General features: G+C 67.6%; 14 protein-coding genes. 9 read left to right on the top strand and 5 right to left on the bottom strand.

Features of this window, described 5'->3' with window-relative positions:
• Positions 1-289: 289 nt before the first annotated feature.
• The 3 genes from FHR21_RS21170 to FHR21_RS10495 are packed head-to-tail and all read right to left on the bottom strand — an operon-like array spanning position 290 to position 2,988.
• Complete coding sequence (locus FHR21_RS21170) at positions 290-1,006, bottom strand: RES domain-containing protein (RefSeq protein WP_221235121.1); 717 nt, start codon at positions 1,004-1,006, stop codon at positions 290-292.
• On the bottom strand, positions 993-1,430 hold the full coding sequence (locus FHR21_RS10500) for an antitoxin Xre-like helix-turn-helix domain-containing protein (RefSeq protein WP_184097970.1): 438 nt from the start codon (positions 1,428-1,430) through the stop codon (positions 993-995). The genes FHR21_RS21170 and FHR21_RS10500 overlap by 14 nt, the downstream gene beginning before the upstream one ends.
• 43 nt (positions 1,431-1,473) lie before the next feature.
• Positions 1,474-2,988: an acyl-CoA synthetase gene (locus FHR21_RS10495; protein ID WP_184097968.1), complete on the bottom strand. Its 1,515-nt coding sequence runs from the start codon at positions 2,986-2,988 to the stop codon at positions 1,474-1,476.
• Positions 2,989-3,112: 124 nt separating this feature from the next.
• Here FHR21_RS10495 and FHR21_RS10490 point away from each other — a divergent pair, with 124 nt between their 5' ends.
• The 5 genes from FHR21_RS10490 to FHR21_RS10470 are packed head-to-tail and all read left to right on the top strand — an operon-like array spanning position 3,113 to position 8,210.
• Positions 3,113-3,421, top strand: coding sequence for a hypothetical protein (locus FHR21_RS10490; RefSeq protein ID WP_184097967.1), 309 nt, complete (start codon positions 3,113-3,115; stop codon positions 3,419-3,421).
• A 4-nt stretch (positions 3,422-3,425) separates the two neighbouring features.
• Positions 3,426-4,931, top strand: coding sequence for a class I adenylate-forming enzyme family protein (locus FHR21_RS10485; protein WP_184097964.1), 1,506 nt, complete (start codon positions 3,426-3,428; stop codon positions 4,929-4,931).
• A gap of 11 nt (positions 4,932-4,942) precedes the next feature.
• On the top strand, positions 4,943-5,914 hold the full coding sequence (locus tag FHR21_RS10480; protein ID WP_184097962.1) for an enoyl-CoA hydratase/isomerase family protein: 972 nt from the start codon (positions 4,943-4,945) through the stop codon (positions 5,912-5,914).
• Positions 5,911-6,876 (top strand): CoA transferase, encoded by a 966-nt coding sequence (locus FHR21_RS10475; RefSeq protein WP_184097960.1) that lies wholly within the window; start codon positions 5,911-5,913, stop codon positions 6,874-6,876. The genes FHR21_RS10480 and FHR21_RS10475 overlap by 4 nt, the downstream gene beginning before the upstream one ends.
• Positions 6,873-8,210 carry an amidohydrolase family protein gene (locus FHR21_RS10470; protein WP_184097959.1) on the top strand — a complete coding sequence of 446 codons (1,338 nt, stop codon included), beginning with the start codon at positions 6,873-6,875 and terminating at the stop codon, positions 8,208-8,210. The genes FHR21_RS10475 and FHR21_RS10470 overlap by 4 nt, the downstream gene beginning before the upstream one ends.
• A 139-nt stretch (positions 8,211-8,349) precedes the next feature.
• On the opposite strand, the gene FHR21_RS10465 is transcribed toward FHR21_RS10470, so the two are convergent.
• On the bottom strand, positions 8,350-9,534 hold the full coding sequence (locus FHR21_RS10465) for a thiolase family protein (protein ID WP_184097958.1): 1,185 nt from the start codon (positions 9,532-9,534) through the stop codon (positions 8,350-8,352).
• The gene (locus FHR21_RS10460; protein ID WP_246427159.1) at positions 9,531-9,938 is read right to left on the bottom strand and encodes a Zn-ribbon domain-containing OB-fold protein; all 408 of its coding nucleotides are present in this window, start codon (positions 9,936-9,938) and stop codon (positions 9,531-9,533) included. Before FHR21_RS10460 ends, FHR21_RS10465 begins: the two co-directional genes overlap by 4 nt.
• Before the next feature lie 115 nt (positions 9,939-10,053).
• Between FHR21_RS10460 and FHR21_RS10455 the strand changes: the two genes are divergently transcribed.
• Genes FHR21_RS10455 through FHR21_RS10440 form a run of 4 tightly spaced genes read left to right on the top strand, consistent with a single transcriptional unit; the run spans position 10,054 to position 15,385 of the window.
• Positions 10,054-11,367 (top strand): amidohydrolase family protein, encoded by a 1,314-nt coding sequence (locus FHR21_RS10455; RefSeq protein WP_184097956.1) that lies wholly within the window; start codon positions 10,054-10,056, stop codon positions 11,365-11,367.
• A gap of 3 nt (positions 11,368-11,370) precedes the next feature.
• Positions 11,371-12,651: a cytochrome P450 gene (locus FHR21_RS10450; protein ID WP_184097954.1), complete on the top strand. Its 1,281-nt coding sequence runs from the start codon at positions 11,371-11,373 to the stop codon at positions 12,649-12,651.
• A gap of 13 nt (positions 12,652-12,664) precedes the next feature.
• Complete coding sequence (locus FHR21_RS10445) at positions 12,665-14,140, top strand: aldehyde dehydrogenase family protein (protein ID WP_184097952.1); 1,476 nt, start codon at positions 12,665-12,667, stop codon at positions 14,138-14,140.
• Positions 14,141-14,152: 12 nt separating this feature from the next.
• Positions 14,153-15,385 carry a CaiB/BaiF CoA transferase family protein gene (locus FHR21_RS10440; RefSeq protein ID WP_221235120.1) on the top strand — a complete coding sequence of 411 codons (1,233 nt, stop codon included), beginning with the start codon at positions 14,153-14,155 and terminating at the stop codon, positions 15,383-15,385.
• Positions 15,386-15,387 lie beyond the last annotated feature (2 nt).

The raw sequence follows: 15,387 nt of genomic DNA, 5'->3' as shown, positions 1-15,387 counted from the left end.
GCAACCCGGTACGACAAGCTCGCCAGAAACTACGCTGGCTTCCTCAATCTCGTCGCAGCCATCAAATGTGCCGCGTGAATGTAAACGTCGCCTAGGGTCAGGACCCATTAATTCCACTTCGAGGCGTCGAAACGGCGAAGATATCGGGTTCGGGCGGGTGCAGCGGGTAGCATCGCTACCCGCAAGGCTGCACGGGCCCGAGATCGAAGCCATTTCGGCGTCGCTTCGCGATTTGACCGATTTTGCCCATGGCTTCAAACCTCGAGCGCGGAATTAATGGGTCCTGACCCTAGGATTGATCGAGCGCTTCGACCGAATAGGCGGGCGTTCCCGACCAGGTGAGCCGATACATGGCGCCCGGCACGACCGACTGCACGACATTGGGCCACAGCGCGGCGATGCAGGTGCCCCCGGCATGACGGACCGAGGGATAGATGATGCCATTGTGCCCCGCAGCCCGCGCCGCCGCGGCGACCGCGTTGCCCGCAGGATAGCCGACGGCCGGATCGGGATCGAGGCTGGCGTGCGCCGGCGCCTGCCGCAGGTCGACGAACAGCCCCGCCATGCTCGCGAGCATCTCGCCATACTCGACGACCGCATGGAAATCGCCGGCGTCGGCCAGCGCCCGCGTCAAATGGAAGCCAACCTCGGCGAGGCACGTCTCCGCGGCCAGCGCGGCATACCAGGCGCCCCGGTCGGCGGGGCTGAAGCGCATCGGTTCGCGCGGCTTGGCATAGGCGAAACTCGCATTGATGAACCGGGCATGGGGAACGCCGTGGACCAGCTCCGCGGCGGACAGCCCGGCCTTCCCGCGCTCTTCGGCGATCAGTCGGCTGCTGGTCGCCCCCTCGATCTCGGCAAGCAAGGCGAGTTCGTTGTCATCGTCGGCGAGCGGGCGCATCACCGCCGCACGCAGCCGCGCGCTGGTGACGAGCCGGATGGTCCGGGGAAAGGCGACCCGGACCAGCGCCAGCCCGTTCATCGCCCCCTCGTCAGAGACCGCCACGCAAGGCGTCTACATATTGCCGGGTCTCGAGCATCCGCGGGATGCCGCCTTCGATCATCGCCTGCACCGGCGTCTTGCGGTCGAAGACCGGCCCGCGATTCTCCAGCATGGGCCAGCGATCGGCCATGGCGTCGGCGAAGAGCAGGTGAAGCCCCTTGAACACGCCGATCAGCGCGGAGGCCCGGGTCAACTGATCCTGGCTCAGCACGCCGTCCCAGCGGCCGGCCTTCATCCGGTCCCAGGTGCTTTCCGACACGCCGAGCAGCGCCGCGCCCTCTGCATTGCTGCCGCCCCAGGCGTCGACGAGGCGCAGCACGGCCTTCACCGCAGCCCCGGTCAGCCGCCGCCGGTCGGGCTCGGCCGAAAATGTCTGCAACCCACCCGGTGCCGCCGGCGGGGTATCAAACCAAAGCGCGCTTGCCATATCGCACCTCCTGATGCGATCATAAGCATCATATGATGCGATTTCAAGAGGCGCGCGGCCAGTAGCGATCGCGAATCACTCTTTTGTAGAGCTTCCCCGTGTCGAGGCGCGGCAGCGCGGGGTCGAAATCGACCGATCGCGGGCATTTGACGGCGCTCAGCCGGCGCTTGCAGAAGCGGATCAGCTCGGCGGCGAAATCGGGCGTGGCGTCGGCGGGGTCGAGCGGCTGGACCACGGCTTTCACCTCTTCGCCGAATTCGGCGTTGGGGACGCCGATGACCGCGGCGTCGGCGACGCGCGGATGGGTGATGAGCAGATTTTCGACCTCCTGCGGATAGATATTCACGCCGCCCGAGATAATCATGAAGCTTTTTCGATCGGTCAGATACAGATAGCCGTCGGCATCGACATGCCCGATATCGCCGAGCGTGCTCCATTGCGGATGGTGCGGATGACGCGCATCGCGTGTCTTTTCGGGGTCGTTGAGATATTGGAAATCCCATCCGCCCTCGAAATAGACGAGGCCGTCGACGCCCGGCGGCACCTCGCCCCCCTCCTCGTCGCAGATATGAAGCGTGCCCCAATCGGCGCGCCCGACCGATCCCGGCCGTTCGAGCCACTCCTGCGGAGTGATGAAGGTCGAGCCATTGCCTTCGGACCCGCCATAATATTCATAGATGATCGGCCCCAGCCACTCGATCATCCGGTGCTTGATCTCGACCGGACAAGGCGCGGCGGCGTGGACGATCTTTTGCAGCGAGGACAGGTCATGACCCTTGCGCACCGCGTCGGGCAGCGCGAGCAGGCGGACGAACATCGTCGGCACCATCTGCATGAAGGTCACGCGGTGCGCCTCGATCAGCCGCAGCGTCGCTTCGGGGTCGAACCGGTCCATGATGACGAGCGTCGCGCCGTTGCGGTGCGCGGCCATGCCATAAGCGAGCGGCGCGGTGTGATAGAGCGGCGCGGGCGACAGGATGACGCTGTCGGTGCCGACCCCGTAGCGCGCCGCGATCCGTTCGCCGAGCATGTGCGGCGCATCGGCGGGTTCGCCGCTGAGCGGCAGCCGGATTCCCTTCGGCCGGCCGGTCGTGCCCGACGAATAGACCAGATGATAGCCGGCCGTTTCGTCGCCGATCGGCCGGGCGGGCTGCCCGGCCAGCGCCGCCGCCCAGGATTCGAGATCATAGCGATGCGCGACACCGGGAATCAGCGCCGCGCCCAGCGACGCCGCGCCGGGAACGTCCTTATGCGTCACGAGCAGCCGCGAGCCGCTGTCGTTCAATATATAGGCGGCCTCTTCGGCGGTGAGATGGCTCGATATCGGGCAGAGATAAAGCCCCGCGCGCTGCGCCGCCCAGTAGATTTCGAAATATTCGCGGCAATTGCCGAGCCAGACCGCCACCGTCTCGCCGACGCCGATGCCCAGGGCGCGAAAGAGCTGCGCCCCACGGTTCGCAGCCGCTTCCAGCCCCGCGTAGCTGACCGTCTCGCCGGTCGCCGCCATCACGATCGCGGGATGGGCCGGCGCCTGCTGCGCGAAAAAGCGCGGATGCATCCTCTGCTCCTCTTCTCTCGTCCAGTTATATAACTACGTTTACTTTCTATGTCGATTGACATATTGCGGCGACAGAAGCGACCGGCCGCCATAGACTGCGGCCGACGGGAAAGGATGGATGCGGATGGATTTGAAACCCGGATCACGTTGGAAAAGCGCGGTATGCGAGGCCCAGATGGTGGTCGTGCGGCCGCCGAGCACTGTGGGCGAGCTGCAATGCGGCGGCGCCGCGGTGATTCCGATCGACGATGGCGCCGCGCCGACGGGCGAGGTGAGCCCCGATTTCGCCGAGGGGGTCGCGATCGGCAAACGCTATGTCGACGAGGCGAGCGGGCTCGAGGTGCTGGGCGCCAAGGCCGGCAAGGGGTCGCTGGCGTTCGACGGCAAGCCGATGACGCTCAAGGGCGCAAAGCCGCTTCCCGCTTCGGACTGATCCCATGCGCACGCCGCTGCTGCTCGACATCGCCGCCGACGCCGCCTTCGATCGCATTGCGCTCGGCGCGCGCGCGGAGGGGTTCGATTTCGAAGCCTATCGCGCCAGGGCATCCCAGGTAGCGGGCTGGCTTCGGGGCCGAGGCAAGACGAACACCGCCTTTCTGGGCATGAACGGCGACGTGCTGCCGGTGCTGCTGTTCGCGAGCGGGATGGCGGGAACGCCGTTCGTGCCGCTCAACTACCGCCTTGCCGACGCCGACCTGAACAAGCTCGTCGCCCGAACCGCCCCTGCGGTGCTGGTCGTCGACGACGCCATGCTGTCGCGCATCGCCCCCGTCGACGGGATCGAGCTTGTCGCGCGCAGCGACTTCGAAGCCGAGTTCATCGCGGGCCGGCCCCCCGCGCGGATCGAGTTGCCCGAGGCCGAGAACGACATCGCCGTGCTGCTCTTCACCAGCGGCACGACCGGCGAGCCCAAGGCCGCGGTACTGCGCCACGCCAACCTGACCTCCTATGTCATGTCGACGGTCGAATTCCTGGGCGCCGACGAGGAAGAAGCGGCCCTGGTCAGCGTGCCCTCTTACCATATCGCGGGAATCTCCGCGATCCTGACCTCGGCCTATGGCGGGCGGCGGATCGTCTACCTTCCCGCCTTCACCGCAGAGGACTGGGTGCGGGTCGCGGCGGCGGAGCGCATCACCCACGCAATGGTGGTGCCGACGATGCTCGACCGCATCCTCGACGTCATGGAACGGACCGGCGAGACTTTGCCGACCCTGCGCGCCCTCTCCTATGGCGGCGGCAAGATGCCCGAACCGGTGATCGCGCGGGCGCTTGCGATGCTGCCGCACGTCGCCTTCGTCAACGCCTATGGCCTGACCGAGACCAGTTCGACGATCGCGCTGCTCGGCGCCGAGGATCATCGCGCCGCCTTTGCCTCCGACGATCCGCTGATCCGCCGCCGTATCGCGTCGGTCGGCCAGCCGCTGCCGAGCATCGAACTCGAGATTCGGCGCGAGGACGGTTCCTGCTGTGCGCCCGGCGAGCATGGCGAGATCCATGTCCGCGGCGAGCAGGTGTCGGGCGAATATCTGCACAGGAAGGCGGTCGCCGACGACGGCTGGTTCGCGACCAACGACGCAGGCTGGCTCGACCAGGGCGGCTATCTGTTCGTCGAAGGGCGGCTCGACGACGTGATCGTGCGCGGCGGCGAGAATATCTCGCCCGGCGAGATCGAGGACGTCCTGCGCGGCTTCGACGATATCGCCGATTGCGCGGTGCTGGGCATCCCCTGCGAGAAATGGGGCGAAAAGGTCGTCGCGGTGATCGTCTCGCGCTCGGGGAAACCCGACACCGAGGCGATGGCGCGGGCGATCCGCGCCAAGCTGCGCTCGACCAAGACGCCCGAGCAATGGTTCGTGCGCGACGACCTGCCGTACAACGAAACCGGCAAGCTGCTGCGCCGCGTGCTCAAGGCCGAACTGGCGGAAGCGGTCTGCGCCGGATAGAAAGCGCCGATATGACCGGCCCCGACCATCTCGACGCGGACCGCCTGTCCGCGCCGGGCGGGCAGCCGGTGCTGGTCGTCGATGCGGCAGGCTGGCGCCGCCCCCTCGCGCCGATCCAGGCGGTGGTGATCGGGATCGACCGCGAGGGCGCGCTGCCCACGGTCGTCGCCGACGATTTCGACCTGTTGCTGACCGTCGCCGAGAGTGCCCCGCGGCCCTGGGTGACCGACCCGCAGGCCGATCGGCTCGCGGACGCGGTGCGCGCGAACCCGATCGCGGCGACGATCGCGGCCGGGGTGCTGCGGCTGACGGCCAGGCTGCCTCTCGCCGATGCGTTGCAGGTCGAATCGCTGGCCTATTCGGCGCTGCTGGGAGGACGCGAGTTCCAGCGGTGGCGCAGCGCGGCGCCGGGCGGCGCGGCGCCCTGCCCGACCGAGCCGCTGGCCATCGCACGCGAAGGCGACCGGTTGCTGCTGACGCTCGACGACCCGACGAACCGCAACGCCATGTCGGCGGCGATGCGCGACGCCCTTTACGAAGCGCTGGCGAACGCCCTCGACGATCCGAGCCGGCCCGCGGTCCTGATCCAGGGCGCGGGGAAATGCTTTTCCACCGGCGGCGCGCTGGCCGAGTTCGGCACCGCGCACGACCTGGCAGAGGCCCATGCGGTGCGAACGCTCCATAGCTGCGCGCGTGCGCTCGACGTGCTCGGATCGCGGGGGACGGTGCGGCTGCACGGGGCCTGCGTCGGGTCGGGAGTCGAGGTCGCGGCGGCGGCGCATCGGCGGATCGCGGCCGCCGATAGCTGGTTTCAGCTTCCCGAGGTGAGGATGGGGCTGATCCCCGGCGCCGGCGGCACCGCGACGGTCGCGCGCGCGATCGGGCGGCATCGCACGCTGTGGATGCTGCTTTCGGCGCGGCGCGTCGGTGCGCGGCAGGCGCTCGACTGGGGGCTGATCCATGCAATCGGGGATGCGCCGTGACGGCGCTGATCGAGGCCGTCGCGGCGGCGGGCGACCGACTGGTCGCCGCCTCGCACGGGCGCATCGCCTTTGATCCGCGCCGCGCGCTGTCCCGCCACGACGAGCTTGTGCTTGCCGAGCCGGGCGTCTGCTCGCCGAACGGTCAGAGCCGGCTGATCGCATGCCGCGACGGCTGGATCGCGGTGTCGCTCCCCCGCGAGGAGGATCGCGAACTGGTGCCGGCGTGGACCGGCGCGGGCTTCGACGAGGACCCGTGGCAGGCCGTCGCCGCCAGCGCAGCCCGTCGCACGGCGGCGGAGATGAGCGAGAGCGGCGCCGGACTGCACCTGCCGGTCGCGCGCGTTAGCGAGGCCGAGCCGCCGGCACCGCCCGCATGGCGCGAAGGCGGCGCACGCGACGGGTCCGTCATCGACCTGTCGGCGCTCTGGGCCGGGCCCTATTGCGGCGGGCTGCTCGCCGAAGCGGGGTTCGAAGTGGTGAAGATCGAAAGCCCTGGGCGGCCCGATCCGACGCCGCTTCACACCCCGCATCTCGATGCGCGGCTCAACGGGCGCAAGCGGCGGCTGCGCATAGCGCTCGATTCCGCCGCACTGCGCGATCGGATCGCGGGCGCGCGCGTCCTCATCACCGCGGCGCGGCCGCATGCGCTCGCGCGGCTCGGGCTCGACGAGGAACGGCTGTTCGCGCGCAACCCCAGCCTGCTGTGGATCGCGATCACCGCGCATGGCTGGCGCGGGGAGGCGGCAATGCGCGTCGGCTTCGGCGACGATTGCGCGGCGGCCGGTGGACTGGTGCACCACGAGGCGGGCGCCCCCCGCTTCATGGGCGACGCGCTCGCCGACCCCCTCACCGGACTGACCGCCGCGACGCTGGCGCTGGAAGCGCTCGACGCCGGACGTTGCGGGCTGCTCGACATGGCGCTCGCGCAGACCGCCGCGCGCTTTGCGGAGGCGATCCGATGACCGGGCGTTTCGACCTGCTGATCCGCAATGCGCGCGATGCGCGAGGCCGGGGAACGAGCATCGGCATCCGCGAGGGCCGGATTGCGGCGATCGGACCGGATGGGGGTGGCAAGGGCCCCGAATATGACGCGCGAGGGCGGACGGTGGGCGCGGGCCTGCACGATCATCACCTGCACCTGCTCGCGACCGCCGCGCGGATGGAATCGGTCGATCTTTCCGCATGCCGGACCGCCGATGACGCGATCGCCCGCCTGCGCGCGAAGGCGGGGCCGCCGGGGCGCTGGGTGCGGGCGATCGGCTATGACGAGCGGATCGCCGGCCTTCCCGATCGCCGCCTGCTCGACGCCTGGCTTCCCGATCATCCGCTGCGAATCCAGGATCGCACCGGCGGCTATTGGCTGCTCAACGGCGCGGGTATCGCGAAGCTCGGCGAACCGCCCTTCCCCCCCTGCGTCGAGCGCGGCGCCGACGGGCGGCCCAACGGCCGCATCCGGCGCGGCGATGCCTGGCTGCGCGAACGGATCGGCGGGGCGCCACCCTCGCTGGCGGCGCTCGGCGCGACGCTGGCGCGGCGGGGCGTGACGGGGCTGACCGACGCCGGCGCCGCGAACGGGGCGGCCGAGGCCAGGCTGCTGTCCGGCGCGATGCCGCAGCGCCTGACCCTGATGGGAACCGAGAGCCTGAGCGCGGGCGAAGGCTATGCCCTGGGGCCGGTCAAGCTGCTGCTCGACGAAGCCGACCTGCCGCCGGTCGAGACCGTCGCCGCGCGCATCGCGGCGGCGCGGTCGCTCGGCCGCAATGTCGCGGCGCATTGCGTGACGCTGGGCGAGCTGCTCTTCTATCTGGAGGCGCTTGCCCAAGCGGGCGGATCGCAGCCCGGCGACCGGATCGAGCATGGCGCGATGATCGCCGAAAGCCTGATCGGCGATATCGCGGCGGCAGGGCTGACCGTCGTGACGCAGCCCAATTTCATCCACGACCGCGGCGACCGCTATCGCGCGCGGATGGACGCCGACGAACGCGGCGACCTCTACCGGCTCGGGTCGCTGCTGCGCGGCGGCGTGCGGATGCTCGGCGGATCGGACGCGCCCTATGGCGATCCCGATCCATGGGTCGCGATCCGGGCGGCGACCGACCGGCGAACTCGCGACGGCGCGGTCATCGGCGGTGGCGAGGCGGTCGACCGGGCGGCGGCGCTGGCGCTCTATCGGACCGGACCGCTGGCGGTCGGCGCGCCGGCGGACCTGATCCTCCACGACTGGCCCGACGATCCGGCCGCGCCCGCGACGATCGATCTGACCCTGATCGGCGGCCAGATCGTCTGGCAATCCTAGGATCGATCGACATTCAGAAGATGGCGAGTCGAAAATGGTGGTTTTCCGCGACCCGGAGCGCAGCGTGCTTCTGCACGTGAGTACCGGAAGCGTGGAAAGCCGCCATTTGCAGGCCGCCAGAGCTGAATGTCGATCGGTCCTAGTCGCGCACGAGCAGCATTGCCCCCGCAAGCGGCCCGCCCGAGGTCGAGGTCGCGCAGACGTGCGGATCGCCCTTCACCTGCCGCGCGCCGGCCCGCCCCCAGAGCTGGGTGCATGCCTCGTGCACCGCGCCATAAGCGTGAAGCCGCCCTGCCGACAGCGCGCCGCCGCCGGTGTTGACCGGCAGGTCGCCATCCAGCGCGATGCGATGACCGCCCTCGATGAAATCCTTTGCGCCATAGCGTTCGCAAAAGCCGAAATTCTCTAGCCAGTTGATCGTGTGGAAGCTGAATCCGTCATAGAGCTGCGCAATGTCGACGTCGGCGGGCCGGAGGTCGGTGCGGCTCCACAGCATCTCGGCGACCCGAGGCTGCGCCTGCGTGTCGAGCGCGTCGAGCTGGGTCCAGCTATTGCGATAGCGCATCGACGAACCGATTGCCTCGATGCGGATCGGCGGGTTCCTGAGCGTCCGCGCGACATCCATTCGCGACAGGATGATCGCCGCGGCGCCGTCGATCGGAACGTCGCAATCGTACAGGCGGAGCGGCGTCGCGATGATCGGTGAGGCTAGATAATCGTCGAGCGTGATCGGAGTCTTGTAGATCGCCTTCGGATTGAGCGCGGCGTTGCGGCGCTGGTTGACCGCGATCTGCCCGACCTGCTCGGGCGTGATGCCGCTCTTGTGGACATAGAGGTTGAAGAAGAGCGCCTGCTGAAGCGCCGCGGCATAGGTGTAATAGGGCGCATACCAGGCGAAGGCGCCCGCCTGCCGCTGGCCTTGGCGGAGCAGCGAATTGGCGTAGGAGGTCTTGCGCGCCGTCGCCTCGTACATGGTGCGAAAGATCAGGACGTTGCGGCAGAGGCCGGCGGCGATCGCCCCGACCGCGTTGAACACCGCGCCATATTGGCCCGGCGCCTCGCCGCCGCCGGCATACCAGCCGACCTCGAGCCGCAGCGCGTCCTGCACCGCGGCGCAGCCGACCGGCGAGAAGCCCGATCCGTCGGCGCGCTCGCCCGGCCAGGTCGCGATGCCGTCGATCTCGGCGCGGGTCAGCCCGGCGTCGGCGATCGCCTCGACGCAGGCATCGACCGTGAGCGCGAGCGCCGATTTCGCCGCGCCGCGCGCGACGTCGGACATGCCGACACCCGTGATCGCGGTGTCCTTCTCGGCCAGGCGGGTCATGGCCGCACCGGGCGGAAGAGGGGGACCCAAAGATCCTCGGCGGGCTCGAACAGAACCTCGACCGGCATGCCGAAGGCGACCTCCTCCGGCGCGCAGTCGACGATGTTGCACGCGATGCGGACATCCTCCTGCTCGTCGAGCGCGACGAGCGCGAGCACATAGGGGACCGAAAGGCCGGGTACCCACGCCTTGTGGTTGACGGTGAAGCTGACGATCCGGCCGCGCCCCGACACAGCCTGCGCCGCAACGTCGCGTCCCTCGCATTGCGGGCAGAAAGGCACGGGCGGATGGACATAATAGCGGCAATCGGCGCAGCGATGGATGGCGAGCCTCCCCTCCCCGCCCCAGGTCCAGAAGGCTTCATTGTCCCTGTCGATCGCAGGCAATATCCGCGCCGTCATCATCCTCTCCCCGATCCTTCTCCGGACTTATCTAACCAGGTCATAATCCAAGAGTTGACACATCGTCAATTTTTGCGAAGATAGGCGCAACGACAAGAACCATGAGAGGAGAGTCGCCATGCAGATGGACGACATGATCATCATCAGCGTCGACGACCATGCGATCGAGCCGCCCGAGGCGTTCGTCCGCCACTATCCCGAGGGCAAGAAGGATCGCGCGCCGCGCATCGTCCAGGACAATGGCAAGGATATCTGGCTGTGGAACGGCCAGCGCTTTCCCACCATCGGCCTCAACGCCGTCGTCGGCCGCCCACGCAGCGAATATGGCATGGAACCGAGCGCGTTCGACCAGCTTCGCCCCGGCACCTACGATCCCAGGCTGCGCGTCGACGACATGAACGCCAATGGCGTGCTCGCCTCGCTGAACTTCCCCACCATGCCCCAGTTCGCCGGCGGCACCTTCGTCGGCATGGCGCAGAAGGCGCCCGAGGAGGCACTGCTCGCCTGCCGCGCGTGGAACGACTGGCATGTGCAGGAATGGTGCGCCGCCGCGCCCGGCCGCTTCATCCCCATGTGCCTGATTCCGATGTGGGATATGGCGGAGACGCTGAAGGAATTGAAACGCATGAGCGACCTGGGCGTCCATGCGGTCAGCTTTTCCGACAATCCGGCTAACATCGGCCTGCCGAGCATCCACAACGAATATTGGGAGCCCTTCTGGGCGGCCTGCTCCGACTACAAGATGGTCATCAACTGCCACATCGGCACCGGCGCGCGCGCGATGCACCCGTCGAGCGAAAGCCCGATCGACGCGTGGATCACCGCGATGCCGATCTCGATCGCCAATTCGGCGGCCGACTGGACCTTCGCCAAATTCTGGCAACGCTATCCCGACCTGCGCATGGCGCTCTCGGAGGGCGGCATCGGCTGGATTCCCTATTTCCTCGAACGCGCCGACTTCACGCACGAGCATCATCGCGAATGGACCTTCACCGATTTCGGCGGCGAACGTCCGTCCGACCTGTTCAAGCGGCACGTCATCTGCTGCTTCATCGACGATCAGTTCGGGGTGAAGAATCTCGAATATATGAACGTGGACATGGTCGCCTATGAATGCGACTATCCGCATTCCGACACGGTCTGGCCGAACGTTCCCGAATATCTGTGGGCCTCGGTCAACGGCCTGGACAAGGGCACGATCGACAAGATCACCCACCTCAACGTGATGCGCGAATATAGTTTCGACGCCTTCGCGCTGAACGGCGGGCGCGAGAAATGCACGGTCGGCCATCTGCGCGAACTCGGCAAGGACGTCGACGTCAGCCCGCGCCACAATCTGGGCGGGCTCAAGATCGACAGCATGGACGCGATCGGCAAGGCGCGTCGCCCGGTGACGTCGGGCGACATCGAACGCATGTTCGCGTCGGCCTGAGCCGTGGCGAGCCTGGCCCAACGCTGCCCGGTCGCGCGGGCGGGTGCCGACGCCCCGCCCGCCCCCGCGCATGTGCCGCCCGAACTGGTGCTCGATACGCGATTCGCGGCGGGCGTCGTCCCCAATGATCTGGTCGAGCCCTATCGGCCGATGGACGTGGTTCGCGAAGAGGATTTCCCGCGAATCCACTATTACCCATGGCCGATCAGCGGCAACCAGCACGGTGCCTGGGTCGTCACCCGCTATGAGGATATCCGCCGCGTCTATGAGGACAACGCGCTTTTCTCGTCCGAGGGCGTCGCGCAGTTCCAGGCGCTCGCCGGCGAAACCTTCCCCTCGATCCCGCTCGGAATCGATCCGCCCGACCACGGCCGCTATCGCAAGTTCCTGAACCCCTGGTTCACCCCGGTCGCGATGAACGCGCGCGAGCCGCGCATCCGCGAGATCATCGGCGGGATGATCGACCAGTTCGCCGCCAGTGGCGAGGTCGACATCGCCTATGAATTCGGCCGCGTCTTTCCGGTGCGCGTCTTCCTCGACCTGATGGGCTTTCCCTTCACCATGTTCGAGCAGTTCCTCGACTGGGAGTGGAACATCCTGCACGAGGACGCGATCGAGAAGAAGGCGGAGGCGCTTCGCGGCGTTCTCGCCTATCTGCGCGGCTTCATCGCCGACAAGCAGGCCGATCCCGACGACACGCTCGGCAGCTATATCGCCAACGGCTCGATCGACGGCAAGCAACTGACCGAGGACGAGGTCATCGGCATGACCTGGTTCCTGTGGCTCGGCGGGCTCGACACGGTCGCCTCGACCGTCAGCCAGATGTTCCGCCGCCTCGCGATGCACCCCGAGCTTCAGACGCAGATCCGGGAGGACAAGGGGCTCATCAATTCGGCGGTCGAGGAATTCCTGCGCACCCAGCCGCTCGTCAATTCGGGACGCAAGGTGAAGCGCGACTTCGAATGGCACGGGGTCCAGATCAAGGCCGGCGATTGGGTCAGCGTCTTCAACACCTCGGGCAATTTCGACCCGGATCAGTTCGAATGCCCGCACCGGTTCGATCCCGCGCGCAAGAACAACCGCCATTTCACGCTGGCGGGCGGCGTGCATATCTGCCTGGGTGCCCATCTGGCGCGGCGCGAGTTGCGCGTGCTCCTCGACGAATGGTTCGACCGCATTCCGCACCCGTTCCGGGTGAAGGAAGGAGCCGACACCACCGTGGTCCCGAGCCTGTTGTCGATCCGCAATCTGCCGATCGTCTGGGACGCCGAAGCCGCTTCATAAGGACAAGAAAAACATGGCCTTTCTGAAATATGCCGACGCCATTTACGTGGGCGGCGAATGGGAGAAGACCGACCAGCGCGAAGCGGTCATCAACCCCGCCGACGAAAGCCTGCTGATCGAGGCGCCGGTGGGCAGCGCGCGCCAGGTCGACGCCGCGATCGGCGCGGCGCGGACGGCGTTCGACAAGGGCGACTGGCCCCACCTGCCGGTCGCCGAGCGACAGGCGGTGCTGACGCGCTTCCTGAACGCGATCGAGGCGCGCAAGGGCGCGATCGTCGACATGATCGTCGCCGAAGCGGGCGCGACGCGGATGCTGGCCGAATTCCTGCAGTACGGCATTCCGATGAAGCACGCGCGCCGGACAGTCGAAGTCGCCGCGCGGCCCGCGGTCAGCGCGCTGCCGGTCGAGCTGACCCCCAATGCGCTGGGTCGCACCACGCTGGGCACGGGGGTGGTCAGCCGCGAGCCGGTCGGCGTCGTCGCGGCCATCTCGCCCTATAATTTCCCCTTCTTCCTCAACATCGGCAAGGTCGTCCCCGCGCTCGCGGTCGGCTGCGCGGTGGTGCTGAAACCTTCGCCCTACACGCCGATGGAAGCGCTGATCCTCGGCGAGATCGCCGATGAGGCCGGGCTGCCCAAGGGCGTGCTGAGCATCGTCACCGGCGACGTCGAGACGGGCAAGCTCCTCACCACCGACCCGCGCGTCGATCTCGTCCATTTCACCGGATCGGACAAGGTGGGCGCGATGATCCAGGCGCAGGCGGCGCCGACACTCAAGCGTATCGTCATGGAGCTTGGCGGCAAGTCGGCGCTGATCGTCCGCGCCGACGCCGATATCCAGAAGGCGGCGGCGGCCGGGATCGGGGGCTTCACGACCCACGGCGGCCAGGGATGCGCGCTGACGACGCGCCATCTGGTCCACAACAGCATCCGGCCGCAGTTCGTCGAGGCGATGAAGGCGATGCTCGGCCATATCAAGATCGGCAACCCGGCCGATCCGAGCGTCAGCTATGGCCCGTTGATCCGCGAGGTCGCACGCAAGCGGACCGAGGATTATGTCGCGATCGCGCAGGATGAGGGCGCCACGCTGGTCGCGGGCGGCAAGCGTCCCGACGGGTTCGACAAGGGATTCTTCTATGAACCGACGCTGTTCGACAATGTGAAGAACGACAGCCGCCTCGCCCAGGAAGAAGTGTTCGGGCCGATCGGTGCTGTCATCGGCTTCGACGACGACGACGAGGCGATCGCCCTGGCGAACGCGAGCGACTTCGGCCTGTCGGGCGCCATCTACTCGGCCGATGCGGGCCAGGCCTATCGCATGGCGCTGAAGGTCCGCACCGGCGGCGTATCGATCAACGGCGGCGCGGGGACGATGCAGTCCGATGCGCCCTTCGGCGGCATCAAGCGGTCGGGATACGGCCGCGAATATGGCGAAGATGGCCTCAACGAATTCACCTATCAAAAGGTGATCGGTTTTCACGCCGAATAGGGAGAGAGGGCGATGACAAAGGTCATGGAGGGCATCCGCGTCCTCGAGGTCGCGCAATTCACCTTCGTGCCGGCAGCAGGCGGGGTGATGACCGACTGGGGCGCCGACGTGATCAAGATCGAGCATCCGGTGCGCGGCGACGCGCAGCGCGGCATCCAGATGCTCCAGCGGCTCGCGGTCAATCCGCAGCGCTCGTCGCTGATGCAGCACCCCAATCGCGGCAAGCGCAGCGTCGGCATCGACATCTCGACCGAGGAAGGGCGCGAGCTCCTCTATGAGATCGCGAAGACCGCCGACGTCTTCCTGACCAACTACCTCCCCTCGGCGCGACAGAAGCTGAAGATCGATATCGAGCATATCCGCGCCGCCAATCCGGACATCATCTATGTCCGCGGCAGTGCCTTTGGCGACAAGGGACCCGAGCGCGACAAGGGTGGGTTCGATTCCACCGCCTATTGGGCGCGCGGCGGATCGGCGGTGCTGGTGACGCCCAAGGCGCTCGACGGTCCGCTGACCCAGCCGGGGCCGGCCTATGGCGACACGATCGGCGGCATGAATATCGCCGGCGGCATCGCCGCGGCGCTGTTCCACCGCGAGCGCACCGGCGAGGCGACCGAGGTCGATGTGTCGCTGCTCTCATCAGGCATCTGGGCGACCGCCTGTTCGGTCGACGTCGCGATGGAACTGGACAAGGACCCGTTCGAGAATCTGATGCCCGGCGGCGGCCAGGCGGTCGGCACCAATCCCTTCATGGGCGTGTTCAAGACCTCGGACGGCAAGTTCATCAACCTGACCGTGCTGTCGCCGGGCCCCTATATCGAGGATGTATTCGGCCATCTCGGCATCCCCGAGGCGGCGAAGGACGAGCGCTTCTCGACCGCCGAGGCGATCATGGCGAACGCGGCCGAGGCCTATCCGCTGGTCAAGGCGGCGATCGCAGCCAGACCCTTCGATTATTGGACCCAGCATCTCAAGACGATGAAGGGGCAATGGGCCGCCTATCAGTCGGTGCATGACGTCGCGAGCGACGAGCAGGTGCTGGCGAACGACCTGATCTTCGAGGTCGAGAGCGCCGACGGTGGACCGCCGATCCGCCTCGTCGCCAACCCGGTGCAGTTCAATCATGCGGGCGTCGAAAACACGCGCGCGCCCGAAGCGTCGGAACATACCGAACTGTTCCTGATGGAACTGGGACTCGACTGGGATCGCATCGAAGAGCTGAAGAACCGGAAGGCGATCGCCTGACG

Origin of the sequence: Sphingopyxis panaciterrulae, from assembly GCF_014199295.1 — a bacterium.
Taxonomy (GTDB): Bacteria; Pseudomonadota; Alphaproteobacteria; order Sphingomonadales; family Sphingomonadaceae; genus Sphingopyxis; species Sphingopyxis panaciterrulae.
This window is presented reverse-complemented; position numbering and strand designations above follow the sequence as displayed.